General features: G+C 59.4%; 16 protein-coding genes and 1 tRNA gene. 8 read left to right on the top strand and 9 right to left on the bottom strand.

Annotation, left to right across the window (positions count from 1 at the left end):
* The first annotated feature begins 110 nt into the window (after positions 1 to 110).
* The 4 genes from pheS (at position 111) to map (ending at position 2,888) form a co-directional block, all read left to right on the top strand.
* Complete coding sequence (gene pheS / locus KYK14_RS09785; RefSeq protein ID WP_219158679.1) at positions 111 to 1,199, top strand: phenylalanine--tRNA ligase subunit alpha; 1,089 nt, start codon at positions 111 to 113, stop codon at positions 1,197 to 1,199.
* Between the two features lie 104 nt (positions 1,200 to 1,303).
* Positions 1,304 to 1,753, top strand: coding sequence for a QcrA and Rieske domain-containing protein (locus KYK14_RS09780; RefSeq protein ID WP_185281773.1), 450 nt, complete (start codon positions 1,304 to 1,306; stop codon positions 1,751 to 1,753).
* A gap of 95 nt (positions 1,754 to 1,848) precedes the next feature.
* Positions 1,849 to 1,925 (top strand) — tRNA-Asn (locus KYK14_RS09775).
* A gap of 198 nt (positions 1,926 to 2,123) precedes the next feature.
* Entirely contained in the window at positions 2,124 to 2,888 is a 765-nt protein-coding gene (gene map, locus KYK14_RS09770) for a type I methionyl aminopeptidase (RefSeq protein ID WP_185281772.1), read from the top strand.
* A gap of 101 nt (positions 2,889 to 2,989) precedes the next feature.
* Here map and KYK14_RS09765 read toward each other — a convergent pair whose 3' ends face one another.
* From KYK14_RS09765 to KYK14_RS09755, 3 genes are all read right to left on the bottom strand, one after another.
* The gene (locus KYK14_RS09765) at positions 2,990 to 3,550 is read right to left on the bottom strand and encodes a hypothetical protein (RefSeq protein WP_208306821.1); all 561 of its coding nucleotides are present in this window, start codon (positions 3,548 to 3,550) and stop codon (positions 2,990 to 2,992) included.
* A 36-nt stretch (positions 3,551 to 3,586) separates the two neighbouring features.
* Entirely contained in the window at positions 3,587 to 5,977 is a 2,391-nt protein-coding gene (locus KYK14_RS09760; RefSeq protein ID WP_219158677.1) for a TonB-dependent receptor, read from the bottom strand.
* Positions 5,978 to 6,226: 249 nt separating this feature from the next.
* Positions 6,227 to 6,550 (bottom strand): hypothetical protein, encoded by a 324-nt coding sequence (locus KYK14_RS09755; RefSeq protein ID WP_219158676.1) that lies wholly within the window; start codon positions 6,548 to 6,550, stop codon positions 6,227 to 6,229.
* Between the two features lie 472 nt (positions 6,551 to 7,022).
* On the opposite strand from KYK14_RS09755, the gene KYK14_RS09750 reads away from it, so the two are divergent.
* Positions 7,023 to 8,126, top strand: coding sequence for a hypothetical protein (locus KYK14_RS09750; RefSeq protein WP_219158675.1), 1,104 nt, complete (start codon positions 7,023 to 7,025; stop codon positions 8,124 to 8,126).
* 213 nt (positions 8,127 to 8,339) lie between these two features.
* On the opposite strand, the gene KYK14_RS09745 is transcribed toward KYK14_RS09750, so the two are convergent.
* The 6 genes from KYK14_RS09745 to KYK14_RS09720 form a co-directional block, all read right to left on the bottom strand.
* Positions 8,340 to 9,536, bottom strand: a complete 1,197-nt coding sequence (locus KYK14_RS09745) for a DUF4861 domain-containing protein (RefSeq protein ID WP_219158674.1) — start codon at positions 9,534 to 9,536, stop codon at positions 8,340 to 8,342.
* A gap of 27 nt (positions 9,537 to 9,563) precedes the next feature.
* The gene (gene kduI / locus KYK14_RS09740; RefSeq protein ID WP_219158673.1) at positions 9,564 to 10,394 is read right to left on the bottom strand and encodes a 5-dehydro-4-deoxy-D-glucuronate isomerase; all 831 of its coding nucleotides are present in this window, start codon (positions 10,392 to 10,394) and stop codon (positions 9,564 to 9,566) included.
* A 238-nt stretch (positions 10,395 to 10,632) separates the two neighbouring features.
* Positions 10,633 to 11,397, bottom strand: coding sequence for a 2-dehydro-3-deoxy-D-gluconate 5-dehydrogenase KduD (gene kduD / locus KYK14_RS09735; protein ID WP_219158672.1), 765 nt, complete (start codon positions 11,395 to 11,397; stop codon positions 10,633 to 10,635).
* A gap of 90 nt (positions 11,398 to 11,487) precedes the next feature.
* Entirely contained in the window at positions 11,488 to 12,735 is a 1,248-nt protein-coding gene (locus KYK14_RS09730; RefSeq protein ID WP_219158671.1) for a DUF2264 domain-containing protein, read from the bottom strand.
* A 32-nt stretch (positions 12,736 to 12,767) separates the two neighbouring features.
* The gene (locus KYK14_RS09725; RefSeq protein WP_219158670.1) at positions 12,768 to 13,895 is read right to left on the bottom strand and encodes a glycoside hydrolase family 88/105 protein; all 1,128 of its coding nucleotides are present in this window, start codon (positions 13,893 to 13,895) and stop codon (positions 12,768 to 12,770) included.
* A 226-nt stretch (positions 13,896 to 14,121) separates the two neighbouring features.
* On the bottom strand, positions 14,122 to 18,354 hold the full coding sequence (locus KYK14_RS09720) for a hybrid sensor histidine kinase/response regulator transcription factor (protein WP_219158669.1): 4,233 nt from the start codon (positions 18,352 to 18,354) through the stop codon (positions 14,122 to 14,124).
* A 503-nt stretch (positions 18,355 to 18,857) separates the two neighbouring features.
* On the opposite strand from KYK14_RS09720, the gene KYK14_RS09715 reads away from it, so the two are divergent.
* From KYK14_RS09715 to KYK14_RS09705, 3 genes are all read left to right on the top strand, one after another.
* Complete coding sequence (locus KYK14_RS09715) at positions 18,858 to 21,899, top strand: SusC/RagA family TonB-linked outer membrane protein (RefSeq protein ID WP_219158668.1); 3,042 nt, start codon at positions 18,858 to 18,860, stop codon at positions 21,897 to 21,899.
* Between the two features lie 31 nt (positions 21,900 to 21,930).
* A complete protein-coding gene (locus tag KYK14_RS09710) occupies positions 21,931 to 23,517 on the top strand; it encodes a RagB/SusD family nutrient uptake outer membrane protein (RefSeq protein ID WP_208306810.1) in 1,587 nt (528 codons plus the stop codon).
* 61 nt (positions 23,518 to 23,578) lie between these two features.
* On the top strand, positions 23,579 to 24,607 hold the full coding sequence (locus KYK14_RS09705) for a glycoside hydrolase family 43 protein (protein ID WP_219158667.1): 1,029 nt from the start codon (positions 23,579 to 23,581) through the stop codon (positions 24,605 to 24,607).
* Positions 24,608 to 24,609: the final 2 nt, after the last annotated feature.

The raw sequence follows: 24,609 nt of genomic DNA, 5'->3' as shown, positions 1-24,609 counted from the left end.
GCGTGAGAGGGTCCTTCGCTGCGCTCAGGATGACACCCGTTTTCTGATTCACCACTTCACAACCTCACCATTTCACCATCTCACCATTTCCCCTGTACCTTTGCGGTATGATGCAGGAGAATATCACGCGGCTGCGCGCCGACATGGATGCGTACGACATCACCAGCCCCGAGCAGCTGGAGCAGTTTCGCATTGCTTTCACCGGCCGCAAAGGCCAGCTGGCCGATCTATTCGATCAGCTCAAAACCGTGCCCCAGGAGCAGCGCCGGGCTGTGGGCCAGGAGCTGAACCAGCTCAAGCAATTCGCTCAGCAGAAGTTCGATGAGCGGCGCGAGCAGCTGGAGGCAGCCCAAAACAATGCCCCCGCCGACCCTACCTTCGACTACACCCTACCCCCCGTGCCCCAGGCTCTGGGCACGCGCCACCCCCTGAGCCTAGTGCGCGAGGAGATGGTGCGCATCTTCTCCCGCATCGGCTTCAACGTGGCCGAGGGACCCGAAATTGAGGACGACTGGCACAACTTCACGGCCCTCAACTTCCCCGAAAACCACCCGGCGCGGGACATGCAGGACACGTTTTTTATCGCCCCTACCGCTCCGCCTGCGCATTTAGAAAATGGTGAGCTGGCGAATGATGAAAGCTCGTCTGCCACTTCACCGTCTCACCTCCTGCGCACGCACACCAGCACGGTGCAGGTGCGCGTGATGGAAAGCCAGCAGCCGCCCATCCGTAGCATCATGCCCGGCCGCGTGTATCGCAACGAGGCCATTTCGGCGCGGGCGCACATGATGTTTCATCAGGTAGAAGGCATTTTTATTGACGAAGGCGTAAGCTTTGCCGACCTCAAGCAGACCGTGTATTACTTCGTGCAGGAGATGTTCGGGGAGGACATTCAGATCCGCTTCCGGCCTTCGTTCTTCCCCTTCACCGAGCCCTCCGCCGAAATCGACATCACCTGCCTGATATGCAAGGGCAAGGGCTGCAACATCTGCAAGGGTAGCGGCTGGGTGGAAATCGGCGGCTGCGGCATGGTAGACCCCGCCGTGCTCCAGCAGTCCGGTATCGACCCCGAGCGCTACTCCGGCTACGCTTGGGGCATGGGCATCGAGCGCATTACGATGCTCAAATATCAGATCAAAGACCTGCGCCTGTTCACGGAAAACGACATGCGGTTCCTGCGGCAATTTGAGGGTGCGTAGGCATCGGCACAGAGTCAGTTGAAATAATAAAAAGAACGTCTTGGGGACTTAACCGGGGCGTTCTTTCGTTTTGGGCGTTATCATCTTCTATTTGCTACCCTTGTATGCTGTCTACCACTACCAGCCGGGCGTTGCTGGCCCTCGTTCTTTTCCTGAGCCAAGTGCTGCTGGGCTGCGGCTCCAACAGTAGCAACGACCCCAGCCCACAGATTCCCTACGCCATCGTGAACGAGTTGCTGAACCTGAGAAACCAGGAAAACGCCAACCTGCTCTTCGACAACGGGGCCGTGACGCACGCCGGGGGACTGCGCGGGCTGATTGTGGTGCGACAGCCCGGCGGCACGTACACTGCCTTTGAGCGCACCTGCCCTTACCAACCCCAAAATGCCTGCGCCCGCGTCAGCATTGATCCTTCGTCGCGCCTGTTTCTGGTCGATTCGTGCTGCGGCTCCCGTTTCGACCTGCAAGGGCAGGTGCTGGCCGGCCCGGCCACGCGGCCGCTACGGCGCTATACTACCAACGTGTCAGGTAATTTACTGAGCATCAATAACTAGAAAATTTATCTAAGTTTTTTTGCATCAGGATTTGCAAAAAGCGGGAATCTACCCTAATATTGCACCCGCAACGACAGATAAACGTCGCCATAACCGCTTCCTTAGCTCAGCCGGTTAGAGCATCTGACTGTTAATCAGAGGGTCCCTGGTTCGAGCCCAGGAGGGAGCGCCAAGCAAAAGCCCGGTAGTAGACTTTAAACCAGTCTGTTACCGGGCTTTTGATTTATTCAGGGTTTGTCTCTGCTGTGGGTAGAATGCAAGCCCGTAGGCGGTTGGATATATAACAGGCTTTTAGCCTAAACCGCCGCCGCTTTCCCGGTGTTAATCAGGCAACGCCGGCCCATATCAGAAAGTCAACCCCCTTTATTCTATGTCCATCACCTCCCAAGCAGACTTAGTTGGCCTACAGCGCATCAGCGAAGCCGTTGGCATTACCCTCAAGCAAATGCGCGCCTACGCCCAGCCGGGCATGACGACCAAAGAGCTGGACGAGTACGGTGGCCGTTTGCTGACGTCATTAGGGGCGAAGTCGGCCCCACGGCTTGCGTATGGGTTTCCGGGCTGGACGTGCATCAGCGTGAACAACGAGGTAGCGCACGGCATTCCGTCGGTTCGCAAAGTGCTACAGGAAGGCGATTTGGTAAACGTCGACGTATCGGCGGAGCTAGGGGGCTACTGGGCCGACAATGGCGGCTCCTTCGTGCTAGGTACCGATATTCACCAGCACCAGCCCTTGGTAGATGCTTCCCGGCAGATTTTGCGCACGGCCCTCAGCCGCATCCGCGGCGGCGTACGCATTGCCGATATCGGCGGGCTGATAGAAGGTGAAGCGCGCAAAGCAGGCTTTCGGGTTATCAAAAACCTAGTGGGACACGGTGTTGGGCGCAGCCTGCACGAGGAGCCCAAGGAAATACCCTGCTACTACGACCGGTACAACCTGAAGCGCTTCAAGAAGAATTCGGTGGTAGCCGTGGAAACGTTTATTTCTACCCGTGCCTCCATAGCGCACCAAACCAGTGATGGGTGGACGCTGGTAACCAAAGACGGCAGCTTCGTGGCTCAGCACGAACACACCATTGTGATTACGGATGACAAGCCGATTATTCTGACCGAGGCAAACAGCATTTGGGAATAGGTAAGGTTGGTAATCAAGTGAAAAAACAAAAGCGCCGGCTACTAGCCGGCGCTTTTGCATTAGAGATGTATGTTGTGAACAGAATATTGATCAACAGAGTGTTAGCGCAGTGTAACGGGGAAGGTTACGTTGGCATCGTCGGAGCCAGGGGCCGCGGTACCGTTTTTAGTGCCAGGCTGGTGACGTAGCTGAATAGTCAGATTACCGCTATTTGTCGTTCCGGTTTGCACATTGGTCGTCAATCCCACTTCCAGATTGTTTTTGTCTTTATCAGTGCGCGTAATGTTCATGAGACCAGTTGCTGGATTTGGCGTGTATATCACCAAGTGCTCGTAGTTCTCCTCCCGCACTTCCTCAGTGATGTCGTCAGCAGGAGTTTTCGTCTCATCGAGAAAAGAGATAGTACCTGTGTAGGAGGTATTTGGCGCCAGCGCGAGGCCAGTGATGGTAGGGGCTGCACCACCGGCACCATCTAGGTCTTTCCACTCAGCTGTTACGGCTTGACCCGTGCCACTGGTGGGCGTGAGTTTGTAGCGAATGGTGGTGATGAATTCGTTGTCATCTTCAGGCTCTGGGTCGCTGTCGTCGCTGCACGAGGCAAAGAACATGGGGGTAGCCAGCAGAAGCGCGGCAGCAAAGGGACGGAAAAGTGAAGTCTTCATGTGAAAAAATGGAAATGGAAAAAGTGAATGAAATACTTAGTTAGGGCTGAAATTCAAGGGGAGGTGCACGCGTAGCGTCACGTTGCGGCCCATGTCGTCGGCGAAGTAGCGGAAGCGGTTTAGATAGTCGCGGTACCGCTCGTTGAGCAGGTTGGAGCCGGCTAGGCTCACCTCCACAGGCGTGCTGCCCAGACGTAGGGTAGCACCTACCTCGGCGCCCAGCAAGCCGTAGCCATCGGGGGCAGGTTGTGGGTCATACTCGGCGCCGGGCACGCGCGTTTGCCGGCGCACGGCCGTGCCCCGTACCAACGCAAAAAACTGATTGGCCCGGGCGGCCTTCTGGCCAGCCCAGTCGCGCCGCACTGACAGTTCAAACCGGTCGGCGGGCACGTAGATGAGGTAGTCGTTGAGGGTACGGTTGCGCGCCCGAATCACGGCCGCTTTGCCGTTGAGCAGCCAGTTGGCGGCCAATTGGTAGTCAAGAGTAGCGTCTACGCCGCGAAACACGGCATCGGTTTGCTGAAAGCGCCACGGTAGGAAAGAGCCCTGAATGGTCGTAATCGGCTCGCCTATCACCTGGTAGATGTAGCCGTCGATGATGTTCTGATACACCGTCAGCTCCCCGTTCAGGCGCGGATTGTCATGCAGGGTAGCCGTTACACCCAGGTTATACGACGTTTCGGGTTGAAGAGGTGGCGTACCGGCCGGCCGTGAAATGTCGTACCCCTCCTCATAAATGCCGCCGTGCACGCCCTGCGAGTACCGCTCGTTGGCAGCTGGGGCACGCTGCACCAAAGCCGCGTCGGCGCGCAGCGTGAGATGCACGTTGGCATCATACACGGCCCCTACGGAGGCTGAAGGCGTCCAGAACTGGAAGCGGTTGCGCTCTACGCCATAATAGGAGCTGGAGTCGGTAGCGAAGCCACGGGTGAGGCGGCGGGTGCGCAGGTCGCGGTGGTCGAGGCGCAGGCCGGCTTCCAGGAGTAGGCGCTCGTGCTGCCACCGCTCAATCACGAATGCGCCCGCCGTGCGGTTGGTGTAGAACGGGATAAACTGCCGCGTGCCGCCCGCATAGCGGTTGAACTGGTAAGTACCGCTCAAGCCCACGCTACCCCGAAAGTTGCCCAGGGTAGGGTGTTCCCACACCACATCGGCGGTGGTGGTGTAGTTCTGGTAGCTGAGCTGAGGCAGGTTGCGGCGGCCTGCATCACTCGAAGATCGAATGACATCGTACTCGTCGCGGTAGTCGCGCTGGTTGGCCACCGTGGCCGTCAGCCGGCCGCCGTTGCCGGTTTTCACGAAGCCGGTTAGCTTGGCCAGATCGTGCTGAAGCTGCTGGTAGGGCCGGTTGATCTGGTAGGTGAAATCGGGGTCTATGGCGGGGCGGCCGCGGGCAATGGCGGCTTCCAGATCGGCTCGGTTGCCCACAATGGCGCTGCTCAGAATACCTAGGCGGGAGTTGAACTGACTGTAGAAGGCTTCGAGGCCGTACGTGTCCTTCCGCCAGCCCACGGCCGCCGAGAAGTTGTGCTCCCGGAAACCGGTGTTGTCGAGGCGATAGTCGGGCGTGCGGGTGTTGCCGGCTTGCTTCAGGGTGCCTTGTAGGCGCCAGCTCAGGGAGGGTAGGCGGCGCAGGTTACCATCAACCGCCGCCGAAACAGCCCCTAGCCCGTTGTTCGACATACCCACCAAGTTCACATCGGCCCCAATGCCGGCCGAATCGCGCAAGGCTTTGGGCTGCACCAGCACCACTCCGCCCACGGCATCGGTGCCGTAGCGGACGCTGGCGGCGCCCTTCACCACCGTCAGGTCGGAAGCAATGAATGGGTCGATTTCTGGGCCGTGTTCCTGCCCCCACTGCTGCCCTTCTTGCCGTACGCCGTTGTTCATAATCGCCACGCGGTTGGAGTGCAGCCCATGAATCATAGGTTTGAAAATGCTGGGGCCAGTCTGAATGGCAGCCACGCCGGGGAGCTTCTCGAGGGCTTCGCCCAGAGCTTGGCCACGCGTCTGTTGCAGGGCCTGGCCCGTTAGCGAGCCGCTGGCTTGGGGTAGGGGCGCCTGCACCCGCTCGCCGCGCACGGTGGCGCCGCGCAGCGTCACGGCATCGGGGTGGAGCTGGAAGTTGCGCACGGCCGCACTGTTCATGCGCACCTCAGCCCGTTCGGTAGCGTAGCCAATGAAGCGCACCTCCAGCTGGTAAGTGCCGGGGCACACGTGAAAATGAAAATTACCGTCGGCGTCGGTCTGGGTGGCCTGCTGGCCGGGCTGCACAATCACGGTAGCCCCCGCCAGCCCCTGCCGCGACTCGTGGTCGGTGATGCGGCCCGCCAGCGGCAGGTTGCACCCGTTCTGAGCCGTGCTAGTATGCACAAAGCCCAGGCACAATCCTGCCATCAGCAAGACCGCTACAAAGCGAAACAACATGAAAGAGAGGGATTATTCGATCAGTCAGCCGTGTATGTCGAAAGGCAAGAGGCTGATGATTAGCTACATACTAAGCGACGTAGCTATGCTGCGCAGAAGCGTTGCGCAAGGAAATAGTTTCTCGAATTGGTCAGTAGACCAGCAAGCGGCTGCCTACCCGAGCAGAGCTACTACGGTAGCTTAAGCCCTATAGTGCAGGCAGAAAAGGCGAGCAAAAACAGGCGCAGTGGGCGAAGTGTATTACGCCCATTAAGCTGCCGGAGGGCCGCGCAGATGACGAATAGTCGGTAGGGCCTGGCTCCACACAGACTGGCGCGGCATCATCCAATGAGGTGCGTGCGTAACGCCGCTGGCAAAGACTACGCTTGTTGCCGAGAGCTGAAACGGAACGTTGTAAAACTGGTCGACACTGCAATGCTGGTGCTGCGCCGAAATCGATGAGGCCTTTTTATGCGTTGCCTCGTGCACCGTGTGCTCATGCGCATGCAACGCCAACAGCCACGTATCCGGTACCATCACCCGCACGAAGCAGATGAGGAGGAAATAGGCGATGAAAGAGCGTAGAGAAAGCATGCAGGCAGCGAAACGCGCAGAAGAAAGCGCTGTTTGTTCGGAGGGTGTCGTAAACAACGCCTCTTTTGCACAAATGTTGCAAAATATTTTTAGATGCGTCCAGGATCGGTAGACAATGCAGTGGATAGGCCGTCTATTAAGATAGCACGACCTACGAGAAGGTAGAGTTACAACCCATCTCCATCTAAAATTTACACTCGGTATAGTGCTGTAAATGATAAAGCTACAAGAAGAAGCATTGATTTGGCTTCCTCATCAGGTTGTTCATTGCACATAGCATTCGTGTACTGTATACATGATGCAACATAGGTACACGGAAGCTTCTCCTAGCAACAACTACATTGCCCAGCGTATGAGTCGAGCAACTCAACACTGCAAACAGGGTCAATCATCATCCTGTAAGACAAATATCAGATAATGAGATGTTAATACACCGGGGAACAAACCCGATGCCTAAGTGTGTCTGGCTGATGTGTCTACACTTTTCCGTCTATCCGCCTTCTTCCGGCAAGGCTACCGGTGGCTGCTGATATGGCCCCTGACGGCAGGCAGCCTACCCGACAAGCCACTGACATTGCGCGCCGAACCATTGGCCTTGCAGCCGCCTACCTTCCGGGTAGCGCAGGTGCGCGACGAGCGGCCCGAGCGCCGGGCCGTAGCATGGCTCCTGCCTGCACCAGGTACCAACCCGGCCGCGCCGCGCCCAACCGATTTGCAGGGCGGAGCTGAGGCGGCTTTGCAGCAGTTTGCCGCCCAAAGCATACCAACCCAGCCGGGCACGCGCCCGGTTCGGGTGCGTATCCGCACACTACGCATCACGGAAAAGGCCGTGCCAGGTGGGCGCGTGGAGGGTGAGGTACAAGTGCAGTTGGCCTTCGACTGGCTCCGGCCCGATGCCGCGCCGTTGCTGCTCACGGAGTACCGCAGTGGTGCCCGCTACGGCCGCCTAGCTACAGATGCGGCGGTAGTAGAGCCGGCCCTTAGGCAGGTGCTAGCAGGTGGGCTACGCTACCTCAACAGGTGGTTGCTGCAAGCCGCCGAGCAAGACGCGCGCCTGGCTACCCGCGTGCAACCTTCCTTCCGCTACGACCAACGCCAAACCGAGTCTGATACCTTGTTTTACGACCCGGCGCGGCCCCTGCGCTGGTCGGATTTTACAGGGCCACCGCGGGCGGGCATCTATGCGGCGGCCGTGTTTCCAGGGTTTTCCTACCAGGGCAAACCCCGCCTGCGCAACGGCGTGCTAGAGCTGGATATTACGCTGCAAATCTTTGTGGTGCGTAGCTCCTCCTGGGTAGGCCCTGGCAAAAACGCCTACTACCTGGCTCACGAGCAGCGCCACTTCGACTTGGTGAAGCTGGTGGCCGAGCGCTTCCGCCGCTCCGCCACCGCCGACAGCCTCACCGTGGAGGACTACAACAGCATCCTACAGCGCCAGTACCTGCGCTCCTTCATGGAAATGAATCGCATTCAGGAACGGTACGACGCCGAAACCCACCACGGCACCAACGCCGCCGCCCAGCAGCGCTGGGACCAGCAGATAGAGGCCGACTTGCGGCGGTTTGGGGTGGAGTAGGGAAGGGTGAGGTTGTGGAATTGTGAGTTAGAAATTGTCTGTCATCCTGAGCTTGCGAAGGACCTTATCACGCCAGAACGACAGGCGTTGTTAGCCTACCCCCTCTGTCATCCTGAGCAGAGCGAAGGACCTTCTCACGCGTGAACGACGGTCATAACAACGACTCGTTCACGCGTGAGAAGGTCCTTCGCTCTGCTCAGGATGACAGATGGATTATTTCCAACTCACTACCAACGGCGAGCTGATACGCTGGGCAAACTCCGCTAAGTAAGTATCCCAAGCATCGGCAGAAGCAAACTGCCCGCTTTTCTGCCACCCAAAACCGGCATAGAACACCACCACATCTTGCTGCGGCTGCGTGACCATGTAGAGCTGGCTCTGGTCTTTCTGCTCGCTGCGGTGCTCTTGGTAGTCCGTGAGGTAGCGCGGGGCTACTACCACGCCGGTACCCAGGTAGGAGTCGTCTACCTTTTCCCAGTAGCGGCACCAGCCGGCTTTGGGGTCAGCCTTTACTTCGCCTTTTTGCTCGTGCAGCGTGAGGCCGACGGTGCAGTTGGGCAGCGGCTGGCCGGCCGAAATATGCTCCTCGAAGCGCGTCAGGTTGCTGCCTCGGTCCAGCGAAATGCGCTTGGTTTCCGTGACCGACAGGCTGCCAGCCGGGTAGGGCGCATACGTCAGCTCGAACACCGTGCGGATAGGCCCGGTGGCCAGCACCTTATACTTGGTGAAGTTCTTGGATACGAACAACTTCCCATCCAGTAGCACGCCGGTGCCACCCACGCCGCGGCTGCTGCCCACGTGGTAGGGGTCGTAGCCCTCGCCGATGTCGGTGTGGTAGGCGAAAGGTTTTTCGTGCACGTGGCGGCCATACCACTTGTCGATGATGGGGTAGGATACGCGCTTCAGCCAGCAGTCCATGCCGCTGCTGAGCGTGCCGTTGGGGTCCTTCTTCTCGGCCAGCTCCTGGGCATTGGGGCCGTAGGTGCGGAATGCTACCCGGTCGTTTTCCCAGGCAAAGTCGTCGGTGCGTTCCGGCACGAAGCGTGCAAACGTGACATCGGGGGTAGTTGGGACCGGCCCCGCCGCGGCCGGCTCCACCATAAACGTCTTACTTGCCCTGGCCCCCATATCCGTCTGAAACAGCAGCTCGTCGGGTTTGCCGTCGGCGTCGTTGTCTACCAACTGGCTGATCAGCAAGGATTTGCTGGCTGCGTCGCGCACGCGCAAGTCGGCTGGGTCCAACTGGCGGGCGGCGGCCGGCAGCTTGCTTAGCGGTAGGCTGATGGTTTCGGCGCGGCGGGCCAGGTTCAGGGCGTTGCGCACCGTGATGGTAGCAGCCGGGCGGGGCGCCGGGGCCGCGCCCGCAAACAGCAGCGCGGCCAGGGGTAGGGCAAGCGGTAACGGTTTCATCGACAAGTCAAAAGGGTAGGAAACAGGCTAGCGCAGTTGGTCGATGGGAGCAGGATCCATATCGGTATACTCCTGGTTTTCACCACCCATACCCCAGATAAATGTGTAGCCGGCCGTGCCGCAGCCCGAGTGAATCGACCACGGCGGCGACAGAATGGCCTGACCCTCGGCTACCCACAGGTGGCGGGTTTCCTGGGGGTGGCCCATCAGGTGCAATACCCGCTGGCCTTCCGGGAGGTCGAAGTAGAGGTAGGCCTCCATGCGCCGGTCGTGGGTGTGGGCGGGCATGGTGTTCCACACCGAGCCGGGGTGCAGCTGCGTAAGGCCCATCACCAGCTGGCAGCTAGGCAGGCCTTCGTTGTAGATGTACTTGTAGATGGTGCGCTGGTTGGCGGCTTCCATGGTGCCCAGTGTGACGGGGGTAGCCTCGGCCTGCGTGAGGCGCGCAGTAGGGTAGGTGGCGTGGGCCGGCGTAGAGAGCAGGTAGTACCGGGCTGGCTTCGACGGGTCGGCGCTGGCAAAGACTACCTCTTTGGCGTCCTTGCCCACGTACAGGCAGTCCTGACGGCCCAGCTCGTGGGTGGTGCCGTCTACGGTCACGGTGCCGGGTTGGCCGATGTTGAGAATGCCCAACTCGCGGCGTTGCAGGAAGAAATCGGCCTTCAGGTTATCGGGGCAGGGTAGGGGAATGGCATCGCCGGTGGGCACCACGCCGCCTACCACCATGCGGTCGTAGTGCGTGTATATCAGTTGAATATCACCGGCTACGAACAAGTTTTCCAGCAGGAAGTTCTCGCGTAGCTCGGCCGTGTTCATCATAGCCGTTTCGCGCGGCCCGATAGCATATCGTTGAATCATGGTAGGTGTTTGATGTGTTTTAGTGTGTTGATTTTTGGTGTGATGATGAGTTGATTGTTGATGTGCTGATTGTGGAGGCACTGTCATCCTGAGCTTGCGAAGGACCTTATCACGGCAGAACGACTTGCGCAACAACGACTCGTCCTCACGTGAGAAGTTCCTTCGCTCCGCTCAGGATGACATACGTCAGGATGACACACGCCTACACATTCAGCACATCAATCAACTCATCAGTACATTACCTACCCATCCAGCCGCCGTCGACGGTGAGGATGGTGCCGTGCACGTAGTCGGCGGCGGACGACGCCAGGAAGACCGTGGGGCCTTTGAAGTCGTCGGGGGTACCCCAGCGGCTGGCCGGAATCCGGCTCAGAATGCTGGCCGAGCGGTCGGGGTCGTTGCGCAGGGCCTCGGTGTTGTCGGTGGCGATGTAGCCGGGCGCAATGGCATTCACGTTTACGCCCCGGCCGGCCCATTCGTTGGCCAGCGCTTTCACCACGGAGCCAATAGCGCCCTTGCTGGCTGCGTAGCCGGGCACGTTGATGCCGCCCTGAAATGTGAGCAGCGAGGCTGTGAAGATGATTTTACCGGAGCCGCGCTCTAGCATTTGCCCGCCAATGGCGCGGGCCAGCCGGAAAGGCGCGTCCAGGTTGATGGCCAGCACCTCGTCCCACAGCTCATCCGAGTGCTCGGCGGCGGGTGCGCGCTTGATGGTGCCGGCGTTATTGATCAGAATATCAATCTGCGGAAAATCCTGCTGCACTTGGGCAAGAAAGGCATCTACGGCCGGGCGCTGGCTGAAATCGGCCTGGTAGGCGTGAAACTGCCGACCCAGCGCCTGCACCTGGCGCTCGGTGTCGGAGCCGCTCAGCGCCAGCGACGATGACACGCCGATGATATCGGCGCCGGCCTCGGCCAGACCAATCGCCATGGCCTGCCCAATGCCGCGGTTGCAGCCCGTTACGAGGGCCAGCTTGCCCGTCAAATCGAAAGAAGAAGTCATAAGCAAAAGGTGAGTGTGAGCCAACAAGATAAAAGACGCGGATTGGTCCACTGTCCTGGGCTGTCGGGGTAGGGTAGGAAATGCGGGACTTTACAGCGCGTGGTCGGTCTTGACATCCTGCCCCGACCAGATTTTTTTGGCGGTCCAGTCTTGCGCCGGGGCTGCCCAAAAAGTGTCGGTACTGGGTAGGCCCAGGGGTAGGAAGGCCGCGGTACATAGGTAGAGGCTGCCCGTAGAGATATAGACCTCGCCAATGCCCGGCTGATGCCCACACAGCCCGATTTGCAGCCAGCCCTTGCTATCAAAGGTGCCTTTGGGGTCCATGGTGCGCCGAATGACGGCCGTGAGGGCGCTCCGCACCTGCCCGGCCGGCAGCTCCTCGGGCAACAACTGCTGCAACGAAACCTGCGCCAGATGCTGAAACGCCCCGCAACGGTAAGCCAGGGAGCGGCCAAAGGCCGCAAACGACCCATCGGCGCAAATCAGACGCTCCTGCACCTGAGCGTAGCGCCGGGCGCGGCTGCGCAAAGTTTCCAGCAACTCCTTGCGCTCCTTGCCGGCCACAACCAATGTGCCTACTACATCCAGCAGCATGGGCTGAATCACATAGCTATTATAGTAGTCCCAGTGGTAGTCGGGGCCGTCGCCGTAGGTGCCGTCGCCTTTGTACCAGGTCAGGTGTTCCTTGATGGCGTAGTCCATGCGCATGAGGTCGCCCACACCCGTAAACTTCAGCAAGGCCGATTCAATGATAGCACTGAACAGCAGCCAGTTGCTGTAATATGGTTTGATGACGCGGCTGCTTTGCAGAGCCGTTACCAGCTGCGTTTTGGTGGTGTCGGGTAGCTGGGTCCAGAGCTGGGTAGGGGCGCGCAGCATGGCGTGCGCCAGAAAGGCGGCGTCTACCACCGGCTGCCCGCCCTCCGTAAAGTTCAGGAAGCCCGGCGACTGGGGGTTCACGCCCTGGGCAATGGCCTGGCGGGCCAGCTCCCGGTAGCGCTGCTGCCGAGCCAGCTCGTTAGCGGGCACCGCTTGTAGCTCCAGCCAGGGCGCAAGCCCCGTAAGCGTGCGGCCCAGGGCTTCGAGGTAGGTGACACTGCGGCGGCCCGCCTCCTGGCCGGGGGCAGATTCTACGGGCATCTGGGCCTTCAGTTGCCCTTGGGCGGCGTTGGTCAATACGGGGTCTACTACCTTCAGCAAAGTGCTGAGCCAGTACTCGCGGTCGGTGGTTTTGGCGGGGGCGGGTAGGGGCAGGGCGCCGCTCGCCAGGCTGGCACCCGGTAGGGCCAGTGCCGATAAAGCCGCGGCTGACTGCGCAACGAAGGTGCGTCTTTCCATACAATAAAGAAGAGTGAAACGAAGCAGCCGGACTACTTCAGCTTGATAACTTCGGAACCAGCCAGCAGAAACGCGCCGGTGCCGTACACTTCCCAGCTCTCGGCCGAGAAGTCGCGGCGCGGGTCGGCGCCGATGGGCTGCACCCAGCCTACACGGCCTTCTTGCGACACGCACCGGTTCAGCGCAGCCCATGCTTGCTGTACGTGGGGCAGGTAGGTGGCTTGGTCGAGCAGGCCCTGGTTGATGCCCCAAGCCAGCGCGTAGCAATCGAAGCCCGAGCCCGAAGCCTCGCCGCCGGGGTAGGCGCCGGGGTCAAGGAGGCTGGCGCGCCACAGGCCGTCGGGCTGTTGCAGCTCGATGAGGCGGGCGCTCATCTCCTTATACAGGTTCAGGTAGAACGGCCGCGTGGGGTGGTCCTTCGGCAGCTCTTGCAGGATTTGCACCAGGCCGCCCATCACCCAGCCATTGCCGCGGCTCCAGAAAATAGGCTGGCCGTTGCTTTCCTTCTTGCCCTCGCCGGCCTCATTCCAGAGGTAGGAAGCGTCGCGGGTGAACAGGTGCTGCTGCTGGTTGTAGAGCCGGCGGTAGGTCTGCTTATATAAGGTGTCGTTGAAGGCGAGGTACTTGGGCTGATTGTCGATGAGGGCGGCCTTCACCAGCACGGGCGGACCCATAAACAGCGCATCGCACCACCACCACGTAATGCCGTGCCGCTGCACCTCGGGGCCGGGCGTGGTGTAGAGCTTATCCAAGGCCGCCAGGGTAGGCGCTATCATCTGCCGGTCTTTCTTGAGGCGGTACAGGTTCAGGTAGGTCTGGCAGATGGCAATGTCGTCGGCGTGGTCGTAGCGCTTGTCGGGTTGCCACTGCGTGCGGTTGCCCATGGCCAGTAGCGAGTCCAGTACCCACTTGGTTTTGGTGGTTTGGTAAGCCGCAAACACACCGGAGTAGAAGGCCGCGTTGGTCCAGTCGGTGAGGGCGTGCTTGGGATGTGCCAACTGCCACTTGGTCGTCTTCAGCAATTGCTGCTTGATGAACTTCGGCTTGAACAGCGCTTTATCGACGGTAGCAGTCGACTGGGCGTAGCTGACTTGATGCAGGCCCAACGTGAGAAGCAGGCCGCCAGTGAGCAAACGGCGCAGAGTGAAAGAACGAGACATAGGAGTAGGGTAGGGAATGTATCCACAATAGTAGGCATCTGCCCGCACACGGTAGGGGGGCGGATCCTCAGATTAGGGGGGAGATATTCGCCTAGCAGTTCAAATAGAGGCCGTCATGCTGAGCTTGCCGAAGCATCTCGCGTGCTGACGTTACAACGGTAATCCAGACGTCAGCACGCGAGATGCTTCGGCAAGCTCAGCATGACGGCCTCCCCATTCGATAGGCCTACTCCACAGAAGCTGCCTCCTTGCCCTGCCGATGCTGCCGGGCGTACTCGGAGGGCGTCACGCTGTAGATCTTCTGAAACATCTTGCGGAAGTACTTGGCGTCCTCAATGCCCACCTGAAACGCCACCTCCGACACGCGCATGGTGGTGCCGGCCAGTAGCTGGGCGGCGCGTTTCATGCGCACGTCGCGGATGAACTCGACCACTGTCTGGCCCGTGATGCTCTTAATGCGCCGATAGAACACCGACTGGCTCATGCCTACCTTTCGCACCAACACCTGCACGTTGAATTCGGCGTCTTCAAGGTGTTCTTCCACCACGCGCATGGCGTTTTCCAGAAACTCGCGGTCGGCGTCGGGAACGGTTATTTCGGTGGGCTCTAGTAAGATGTGACGTTGGTAGTACTCGTGCAGCTTGCGGCGGTTGCGCAGTAGGGCTTCTGCCTTGGCCAGCAGCAGGGTAGGATTGAAGGGCTTGCTCATGTAGTCGTCGGCGCCCAGGCCCAAGCCCTCTAGCTGATGGGTTTCGGCGGTGCGGGCTGTGAGCAGCAGCAGCGGAATATGCGCGGTTTTGGGATGCTGCTTCACGCGTTGGCACAGTTCCAGCCCATCGGAGTGCGGCATCATCACGTCCGAAATAATCAGGTCGGGGAGGTGTTGCAGGGCTTCGTCCCAGCCCTCCAGGCCGTCGGTAGCCGTCAGCACGTCATACTCGGCCGCAAAAAGCTGTTGCAGATACTGGCGTACTTCGTCGTTGTCTTCCACCACCAGCAAGCGCGGCGGCCCAGCCGGCGTGGTGGGTAGGGTGGCCGGCACTTCCTCTACTTCAAGCACATCAAACAACCCTTCCGACTCGATGTAGGTAGGAAGTGTATCTTCTTCTGACTGAACATCCTCTGACTGAATATCTTCGGGCTTGAGATGCTGCGCGCCCAACGGCAGGCGCAGCTCGAAGGTGGTGCCTACCCCCTGGGTGCTGCTCACGACGAGCTGCCCGCCGTGGCGCTCGGCAAACTGCCGCGCCAGCGACAGGCCAATGCCCGTGCCCGTCATGCGCAGGGTATCGGTGTGCGAGGCTTGGTAGTAAGGGTCGAAAATACGTCCCAGCTCGCTGGCCTTAATGCCCACACCCGTATCTGTTACGTTAATTTTCAGGTAATTACCCGTAAGTTGCCCCTGGTGGTAGAGCGCTTCGCCTTGGGCATTGCCAATAACCATAGCCGCCAGCTCTACCCGGCCTTTGTTGCGGGTGTATTTGAAGGCATTGGCCAGCAGGTTGGTCAGGATAATCTCCAGCTTGCTGCGGTCGAAATACAGTGGCACCGGTTGGGCAGGCACGTCCAGGAGGTAGGCCACATTGCGCTCCTGGGCTTTCAGTTGGAAAACGGAGTAGGTGTCGGTGAGGAAGCGCACGGCATCGGCGCGCTGGGTGCGCAGGGGCACGTGGCCGGTTTCCACCTTACGAAAATCGAGTAGTTGGTTCACCAGCTCCAGCAGCTTGCGCGTTTGGCGATGCATGAGTTGCACCTTGCCGCGCAGGTCGGCTACGGGGCCGGCGGCGCGCATAATTTCCTCCATCGGCCCCAGAATCAGGGTGAGCGGGGTGCGCAACTCGTGGGAGATATTGGTGAAGAAGCCCAACTTCAAATCGGTCAGCTCCTTCTCCTTTTCGGCCTGAAACTGCTCCAGCACCAGGCGATTTTTGAGCTGTTGCTGGGCCATTTCCACACGCCGAAACCAGGCTACCGCGCCCAGCGCAGCCATCGCGTACAGTAGGTAGGCCCACCACGTGCGCCACCAGGGCGCCAGCACCTCAAACTGCATGGTGGCATAGCGCTTCGACCACACGCCCTCGCCATTGCTGGCCTTCACCTCCAACGTATAATTGCCCGCGGGCAGGTTGGCAAAGCTGGCCGTGCGCTGTCCTGGTGCGGGGTATACCCATTCTTCATTGTAGCCTACCAGGCGGTAGGCGTAGCGGCTTTTCTGCGGATTGGCGTAGTTCAGGGCCACAAACTCCACCAGAAAGTCGTTTTCGGCGTTGCGGATAGTCACCGTCTGCGGCACCGATAGTGCCTGCCGGAGCAGCACGCGACCATTCAGGGTGTCGCCCACGGCCACGGGGCGGTTGGTCACGCGTAGGTCGGTCAGCTGCACCACCGGCGCGTAGGGGTTGGCCTGAATATCAGAGGGTTGGAAGTAATTGATGCCGTTGATGCCCCCAAAGTATAGAGTACCATCCTGGGCGCGGGCCGCCGAGCCAATCTTGAAGGAGTTGCTTTGCAAGCCGTCGGCCACGTCATAGCGCAGGTACTGGCGGGTGGCGGGCGTGAAGCGGTAGAGGCCCGTGCCGCCAATCCAGAGGTGGCCGGCCTCATCGGCCAGGATGCTCTCCACATCCTCCTCCGGCAGCTGCCTGAAGTAGGACCGGATGGTTTCGTGCCCGGCGGCATCGGTGCGCAGCTGGTGCAAGCCGCCCCCAATGGTACCAATCCAGAGCGCATTTTGCTCGTCGAGCAGCAAGGGCCACACGTAGTTTACGCGCAGGCTGTTGGGCTTACCCGGCGCGTATTGGTAGTGGTGCAGCAGGCGCACCGCGGTAGGCGTAGCACGCAGTTTCAGCAGGCCCGCGTCGCGGGTGCTGGCCCACAGCACGTCGCGCTTGGCATCATAAAGTAGAAAAGATAACTGATTGGTAGGCAGCGTACTGTTGGAAGTATTGTAGGTGGCCAAGTACTGCCCCTCGGGGCTGAAACAGTATAAGCCCGCCGAAAACGTACCCACCCATACCGTGCCACGCTGGTCCTGGGTGATGCGCTCGATGGCCGTGTTGCTGAGCAGCGAGCCGTCGGGCAGTTTATCGTAGGTGGTCAGCTTTTCCTGGCCGTTGGCGCGGCTGAGCGTGACCAGGCCGTGGCCGCGCGTGCCAAACCAGAACGTGCCGTTGGTGGCCTGGAAAACCGCCGAGACATCGATGCCGCGGGCGCCCCCGCTCTGTTGGTTGAGGTAGTTATGGTAGGTGTGTTGGGCCAGGTCGTAGCTGGCTACCCCGTTGCGGGTGCCAAACCAGAGCGTGTTGCGCGCTTCCTCCTTGAAAATAGCGTTGACGTAGTTGTTGGACAAGGCCAGCCGCCCCGTGAGCTGCTGCCGGATGCTGCCAAAAGGCTTCTGGCGCAAGTCTACCTTGTTGAGGCCGCCGGCCGAAGCGCACAGCCACATCACTTGGTGCTGGTCTTCAAAAATCTGATGAATTCGCTCAGAGTTGATGCTGAACGGCTCCCCGTCCTGAGGCATAAACAGGGTAGGGGCTGCGGCGCGCAGCGGGGGCGCCACGGCCGTGCGGTTGCCGGCCTCCCACACATACAGCCCGTAGATGGTGCCCACCCACAGCCGCTCAAACGAATCGGTGTAAACCGACTGCACCAGCGGCAACTCCTGGGGTAGGGGGTGGGCTGCCAGCTCGCGCACGGTGCGGCGGTTGGCGGCACTCACCCAGTACACGTGGTGGTCGGTGCCTATCCATAGGTCACCGTGGTGGTCGAGGTGCAGGACGCGTACCGGTTTGGTAGACAGCTCCGTAGCATGCAGATCTAGCAGGGGTTGGGTGGTGCGAATAACCGACAGGCCGTGGCTGCTGCTACCCACCCACAGCTTGCCTTCGACATCAAGGGCTAGGCTGGTGATGCGTGTGAGAGCGGCCCGGCCGGGTAGGGTAGGCGGCAGTTGTTGCAGACGCTGCACCCGGCCTTGGCGGTCGAAGCTCAGTGCAAACAGCCCGTTGCGGCCGGTGCCTACCCACAAACGCCCCAGCGTATCCGATACCAGGGCCGTGACGTCGGACTGGGCCAGCAGCCGCGCCTGCGCCTGGTATGCCGCCGGAATGTGCTGCTCATCGAGTCGAAAAAAGTCGTCCTGATCGGCATTATATAAACTCAGACCCGCCCGCTCGGTGCCTACCCATAGCCGGCCCCCGGCCCCCACATGCAGCACCGAAATCCGATTGCTGGAAATGCCGTTGTGCGGGTTCACGGGCAGCGAGTACTGCTTCAGGGTGTAGCCGTCGTAGCGGTTGAGGCCGCGGTTGGTGCCTACCCAGATAAAGCCGGCCCGGTCCTGGGTCACGGCCATGCCGTCGCTGTGCGAAAGGCCTTCGTTGACGGTCAGGTGCTCGAAGCGAAAGGCACTGGGCGCGCTCTGCGCCAGTGCTTGGTGGCCTCCAGCCAGCGTCAGCAAAACACCCCAGATATACCGGATACATACCTCCTTCAGGACCGCAAAAAATGGGGTAGAAGGGAATACTAGAATGTCTCGGAGGTGAGTTTGCAAACGATTGCGGTTAGCCATTCAGAAAGAAAAAGAAAAGCGGTAAGAGAGCTAAATAAGGATGCAAATACCTGATGGTGAAAAGGTTATTTTGATTGGTTGTATATATCAATCGATTGTGTGAAGAATGGATGACCAATTTAACCCCTTTTTTCGATTGAATTGTCCCCTACTCTCCTCTAGGGCTCCTTCTACATTTGGCTAGTTCCCAACACCGCGGTGGTAGTTGCTGAAAGCAGCGCTTACCTACTACTAAGAAGACGCCCACAAACGGATAGGTTGGTCTGCACTGAACAACAACCTCCCTCTGCCCCGCCCCGACAACAACGCCTACCTACAGAAGACTTTTTGGAAAAATTCTACATCTCCCACCTTGCACTGGTCCTCTCCAGATGCAAAATTCCTTCACTTCTATGAGAGTAAAACCGTTACTCTTATGCGGGACGCTTGTACCCTTGCAAGTAGCCCTCGTTGCGCCTGCTGCGCACAGCCACCCCGGAGCATACGAGCGCTCCACAACGGCAGCGGCAGCTCCCGTCGACCAGACCATTACCGGCCGCGTAACCGACGACCAGGGCCAGCCCCTACCCGGCGCGACGGTAGTAGTGAAAGGTACCACTATCGGGACTGGCACCGATGGCGACGGCCGCTTTTCGCTGGTGGTACCCACTGCCAACCAGGGGGGGACATTGTTGATTTCGTCCATCGGCTTCACCTCGCAGGAGTTTCCGCTGGGCAGCCGCACCACGTTTGATGTGCGAATGGTGACGGATACCAAGGCCTTGGAGGAAGTGGTGGTGGTAGGCTACGGCACCCAGAAGCGCTCCGACGTGACGGGCTCGGTGGTATCGGTGCCGCAGGACCGGTTGGAGAAGCTGCCGGTCTCGAACGTGGCGCAGGCGCTGCAAGGGGCGGTGGCAGGTGTGCAGATTACGGGTGGATCGAGTGTGCCGGGCAACCAGCCGAGCATCCGGATTCGGGGGGTGCGCTCTATCACGGCCAACGCCGACCCCTATCTGATTGTGGACGGGGTGCCGTTTCCGGGTAACCTCAACGACATCAATCCCAATGACATTGCCAGCATTGAGATTCTAAAAGATGCTTCTTCCACGGCCATTTACGGTACGCGGGGCTCCAACGGGGTTATTCTTATCTCTACCAAGCGAGGTAAAACCGGCAAGCCGCAGATTCGCTACAACGGCTATATCGGTCCCGAGTACCTGAACAACCGGCTGCGCCCGCTCGATGGCCCTGCTTACTCCGCTAAATATCAGGAGTTTGCCCGGCAGCGGGGGCTAAACGTAACCCCAGTGCCTAACCTCGGCGAACAGGCCAACTACGAAGCCGGCCGCACGGTAGACTGGTTCGACGAGATTTCACAGCAGGGCATGATTCAGGATCATAACCTGTCGGTGTCGGGTGGTACGGACGACGTGAAGTACTTCGTGTCGGGCGACTATTTCAAGCAGAAGGGGGTAGTAAAAGGATTTCAGTTCCAGCGCATCAGCCTGCGCACCAACATCGACGCCAACCTGACGCCCTGGCTGCGTGTGGGTACGTCGGCGTTCTTTTCCAGCAACAACGACGATGGCGGCCGCGCCGACCTCAGCCTGGCCCAGGTAGCGAGCCCATACGGTACCATCTACAACCCCGATGGTTCCTACACGGTTTTCCCGCAGCCCCCAGAACAGCTGATTAAGAACCCATTGGTAGGCCTTACCACTACCCGCGAGAGCCGCGTCAACCAGCTCACAGGCACGGGCTACGCCGAGGTAGCACCCAACTTCCTGGATGGCCTGAAGTACCGTCTGAACGCTACCTACTCGTACCGGCCCTACCGCTACGCCTACTACGAAGGGCGGGCTTTTGGCAACCTGCGCGGTGGCGCCCAGCTTGTCAATGATGAGCGGATGAACTACACCATCGAGAACCTGCTGATTTACAACAAAGACATTGGCAAGCACCACTTTGATGTAACCGCGCTGTACAGCTCCCAGCAGAATACGTACTTCACCACCACCGAAAACGCGAGCGGTTTCATCAACGATGAAATTGGGTTCAACAGCATTGGCTCGGGTTCCAACACGCCCACCATCAGCTCGTACAGCGAGCGGCGGGCGTTGGTGTCGCAGATGGGACGCATCAACTACAACTACGACAGCCGCTACCTGTTTACGGCCACGGCCCGCCGCGACGGTTCATCTGTATTCGGAGTCAATGCCGATAAATACGCCATCTTCCCCTCGGTGGCGGTGGGCTGGAATATTGCCAACGAAGCCTTCCTGCGCAATAACAACAAAATCAGCAACCTGAAACTGCGCTTTTCTTATGGTATAACTGGCAATGAAGCAATTCCGGCGTACGGCACCATCACAGGCTTGGCGCTAGGGCAATATGCATACGGTGGGGTAGCTTCTACTTCCCTGCGGGCAGGCACTATCGGTAATATTGGTCTTGGCAACGCGAACTTGAAGTGGGAGCAAACCTCCAGCGTAAACTACGCGGTGGACTTTGGCTTCTTCAACAACCGTCTGTCGGGAACGGTGGAGTACTACGATGCCAAAACTAAAGACCTGCTGCTGGCCCGCCAGATTCCGATTATAACGGGCTACAACTCCATTCTGGACAACATTGGCCGCGTGCAGAACCGCGGCATTGAGCTGACGCTGACCTCCGTTAACATCGACAAAAACGGCTTCAACTGGAGCACCAACTTCAACATTTCCGGCAACCGCAACAAGATCCTGGATCTGTACGGCAATGGCACCGACGATATTGGCAACCGCCGCTTCATTGGCAAGCCGCTGAGCGCTATCTACGACTATGAGAAGGTAGGGGTATGGCAGGTAGGCGAAGACCCCTCGGCGCTGGACCCCGGTGCCAAGCCCGGCGACCTAAAATTTGCCGACCTCAACGGCGACGGCCGCATCACCAGCCTCGACCGGCAGTACCTGGGTACTGCGCTGCCCGACTACTCGGCGGGTCTTACCAACACCTTTGCTTACAAAGGCTTTAGCCTGCGCATTTTCTTCCAAACGGTGCAAGGCGTACTCAAAAACAACCCCACGCTCAACTTCCTGGACCTGGGCGGGCGCCTGAACACCCCGCGTGAAGTAGGCTATTGGACGCCCGAGAACATGAGCCAGGACCGCCCTGGGCTGAACTATTTCAACCCACGCGGCTACGGCTACCCCAGCAATGCCAGCTTCACCCGCCTCAAGGATATAACACTAAACTACACCTTCGCTCCGGCCCTGGTAGAGCGGCTCAAACTGGGGGGAGTATCGGCCTATATCAGCGGGCGCAACCTCTATACCTGGACCGACTGGGTAGGCTACGACCCCGAGCAGAACTACACGCTTGGCAACGGTACGGGCAACACCGACGGCAATGGGCCGCCCAACTTCCCCAATGTGGCTACCTACGTGTTCGGCCTCAACCTGACGCTGCGCTAATCTTCCCTACCCGTCTTTTACAGCTTCTGATATGAAACGTATTATAGTTGCTTGCTTTGGCTTGCTGGGCGCTACGCAGCTGCTCAGTTCCTGCGCCGAAGACTACTTGGATGAAGATCCAAAATCCTTATACACCCCCCAAACAGTACTGGTAGACTCGCTGGGCTTTGAGGCGGCTATGGCCGGTTTGCAGTCCGTTGTACGCGAGCAGTACACCCGCTCCGACGAACAAGGCTTGTTGAGCGTGATGCAGGTGGGCACCGATGTGGCCATTCCGGGACAGGTGCAGGGGGTGGAAGTGCCCTACTACAACTACACGCAGCTGACCTCGCAGGACCAGGGAGCCAACGTATTCTGGAACCAGGCCTATCGGATGATCAACAACGCCAACCAGATTATTGCCGGAGCCGCTACGGCGCCCGCTACGCTCCGCCAGGGCTACAAAGACCGCATCAGCGCCGAAGCACGCTTCTACCGTGCCTACGCCTACAACTTCTTGGCAACACTCTGGGGCGATGTGCCGCTAATAACGGAACCCGTCACAACGGCCCGCACCGACTTTGCGCGCGCGCCTATTGCTGAAGTCAATGAGTTGATCATCAACGATCTGAAAACAGCTATTCCAAGTCTATTGCCAGCCAGCCGCGTGATTTCGGGGCGTATTGCGAAGGGGGCAGCGCAGCACCTGCTGGGGGAGGTATATTTGCGCACCAATCAGAACGCGCTGGCCGAGCAGGTGCTCAAAGAGGTAATCGACGGTGGTCAGTACAAGCTCATCACGGCCCGCTACGGGGTGAAATCCAATCAGCCCGGCGACTACTTCTCCGATATGTTTATTATCGGTAACCAGCGCCGCAACCAAGGCAACACCGAGCTCATTTGGGGTATTGAGCAGCAGCTGCTAGTACCCGGTGCCACAACCAGCGCCCAGCAGCGCCGTGTGTGGGTGCCGGCCTACTACAACGTGAAGGGTATGGCCCTGGCCGACTCGCTGGGTGGCCGTGGCTTGGGACGTTTGCGCTTGAGCAACTGGGTCGACTACCGCCTCTACCCCAAGGATGAAAGCGCCGATATGCGCAATTCGAAGTATAATCTCAAGCGTCGCTTCTACTACAACGACCCCTCGCAGACTGCCACGTACGGTAAGCGTGTAACGGGCCTGACGGGCTCGGATACCATTTTCTACATCACGCCCTATACCACCAAGTGGAATCAGTTTGACCCCACCGACACCTTTGGGTTTGGCACCATCAAGGACATAACCATGATGCGCCTGGGCGAAACCTACCTGCTGCTGGCAGAAGCCCAATTCCGGCAGGGTAAGCTAGCCGATGCCGCAGCCAGCATTAATGTGTTGCGCACCCGTGCCAAAGCTGCCCAGGTAACGGCTTCGGATATCACGCTCAACTTTATTCTGGACGAGCGCGCCCGCGAGTTGATAGGAGAAGAGCAGCGCCGTATTACGCTGGTCCGTACGGGCACCCTGGTAGAGCGCACGCTCCGCCTGAATGGGGCCTCCGTTACGGGGTTGACAGCCAATAACTTGTTATTGCCTATCCCGCAGTCGGAGATTGACCGGAACATCAACGGTACTCTCCGTCAGAACACAGGCTACTAACCTTACCCTTCATCGGTAGACGGCCGACTGCCGGTGCAGTCGGCCGTATAGTGTTATGCGTATGCAGAAAGTCTTTTTTCTTGTGGTAGGGTTGGGGCTGAGCACGGGTACTACCCTGGCACAAGCCCCCGCTACGTCCGGCAACGTCCCGAAGGCGAAAACCGCCGCCTTCCGCCCCGGCGAGCTGTGGTACGACACCGATGGCAACCGCATCAATGCCCACGGCGGCGGCGTGTTGCAGGTAGGGAACACCTACTATTGGTACGGCGAGAAGCGCGCCCAGCACCAGGAAGAAGGCGTGAACGTGTACAGCTCCAAAGACCTCTATAATTGGAAATATGAAGGCGTGGCCCTACCCCCCAGCCAAGATGCGCAGAGCGACATTGCGGCCAGCTGCCTGATGGAGCGCCCCAAAGTCCTCTATAATAAGAAGACCGGCAAGTACGTGATGTGGTTTCACCTGGAGCTGAAGGGCCAGGGCTACAAAGCCGCCCGCGCCGGTGTGGCCGTAGCCGACAAGCCCACCGGCCCGTTTCGGTACGTGAGCAGCTTCCGGCCCAACGGCAATATGTCGCGCGATATGGGCTTGTTTGTGGACGACGACGGCGCGGCCTACCACATCTACTCGGCTCGCGAGAACTACGACCTGCGTCTGGCCCGCCTCTCGCCCGACTACCTGACGGCTACCCCCCAGGACTCGCTGCTCTTTAGCAAGCACCAGGAGGCGCCGGCCCTGTTCAAAACCGGCGGCAAATACTACCTCATCACCTCGGGCTGCACCGGCTGGGACCCCAACCAGGCCTCCCTGCATGTAGCCGACCGGCCCTTTGGCCCCTGGAAACCCCTGGGCGACCCCATGACCGGCCCCAACGCCAAGCTCACCTTCGGCGGGCAGTCGACCTACGTGCTGCCGGTGGCGGGCAAGAAAGACGCCTTCATCTTCATGGCCGACCGTTGGAACCCCAAAGACCTGAAAGACAGTCGCTACCTGTGGCTGCCGGTACAGTTCAAAGATGGTCAGCCTACCATTGGGTGGCTGGACCAGTGGAACCTCAATTTCTTCAACAACTCCTCTACTAAACCCCTCTAGGC

This window comes from Hymenobacter profundi, from assembly GCF_019334315.1.
In the GTDB taxonomy this organism is placed as follows: domain Bacteria; phylum Bacteroidota; class Bacteroidia; order Cytophagales; family Hymenobacteraceae; genus Hymenobacter; species Hymenobacter profundi.
The sequence above is the reverse complement of the archived record's forward strand: the minus strand, read 5'-3'. Positions and strand labels throughout refer to the sequence as shown.

Bases quoted from the DNA above. Each gene is read 5' to 3' on its own strand.
- pheS (WP_219158679.1), top strand. From the start codon at position 111: ATGCAGGAGAATATCACGCGGCTGCGCGCCGACATGGATGCGTACGAC.
- KYK14_RS09780 (WP_185281773.1), top strand. From the start codon at position 1,304: ATGCTGTCTACCACTACCAGCCGGGCGTTGCTGGCCCTCGTTCTTTTC.
- map (WP_185281772.1), top strand. From the start codon at position 2,124: ATGTCCATCACCTCCCAAGCAGACTTAGTTGGCCTACAGCGCATCAGC.
- KYK14_RS09765 (WP_208306821.1), bottom strand. From the start codon at position 3,550: ATGAAGACTTCACTTTTCCGTCCCTTTGCTGCCGCGCTTCTGCTGGCT.
- KYK14_RS09760 (WP_219158677.1), bottom strand. From the start codon at position 5,977: ATGTTGTTTCGCTTTGTAGCGGTCTTGCTGATGGCAGGATTGTGCCTG.
- KYK14_RS09755 (WP_219158676.1), bottom strand. From the start codon at position 6,550: ATGCTTTCTCTACGCTCTTTCATCGCCTATTTCCTCCTCATCTGCTTC.
- KYK14_RS09745 (WP_219158674.1), bottom strand. From the start codon at position 9,536: ATGAAACCGTTACCGCTTGCCCTACCCCTGGCCGCGCTGCTGTTTGCG.
- kduI (WP_219158673.1), bottom strand. From the start codon at position 10,394: ATGATTCAACGATATGCTATCGGGCCGCGCGAAACGGCTATGATGAAC.
- kduD (WP_219158672.1), bottom strand. From the start codon at position 11,397: ATGACTTCTTCTTTCGATTTGACGGGCAAGCTGGCCCTCGTAACGGGC.
- KYK14_RS09730 (WP_219158671.1), bottom strand. From the start codon at position 12,735: ATGGAAAGACGCACCTTCGTTGCGCAGTCAGCCGCGGCTTTATCGGCA.
- KYK14_RS09725 (WP_219158670.1), bottom strand. From the start codon at position 13,895: ATGTCTCGTTCTTTCACTCTGCGCCGTTTGCTCACTGGCGGCCTGCTT.
- KYK14_RS09715 (WP_219158668.1), top strand. From the start codon at position 18,858: ATGAGAGTAAAACCGTTACTCTTATGCGGGACGCTTGTACCCTTGCAA.
- KYK14_RS09710 (WP_208306810.1), top strand. From the start codon at position 21,931: ATGAAACGTATTATAGTTGCTTGCTTTGGCTTGCTGGGCGCTACGCAG.
- KYK14_RS09705 (WP_219158667.1), top strand. From the start codon at position 23,579: ATGCAGAAAGTCTTTTTTCTTGTGGTAGGGTTGGGGCTGAGCACGGGT.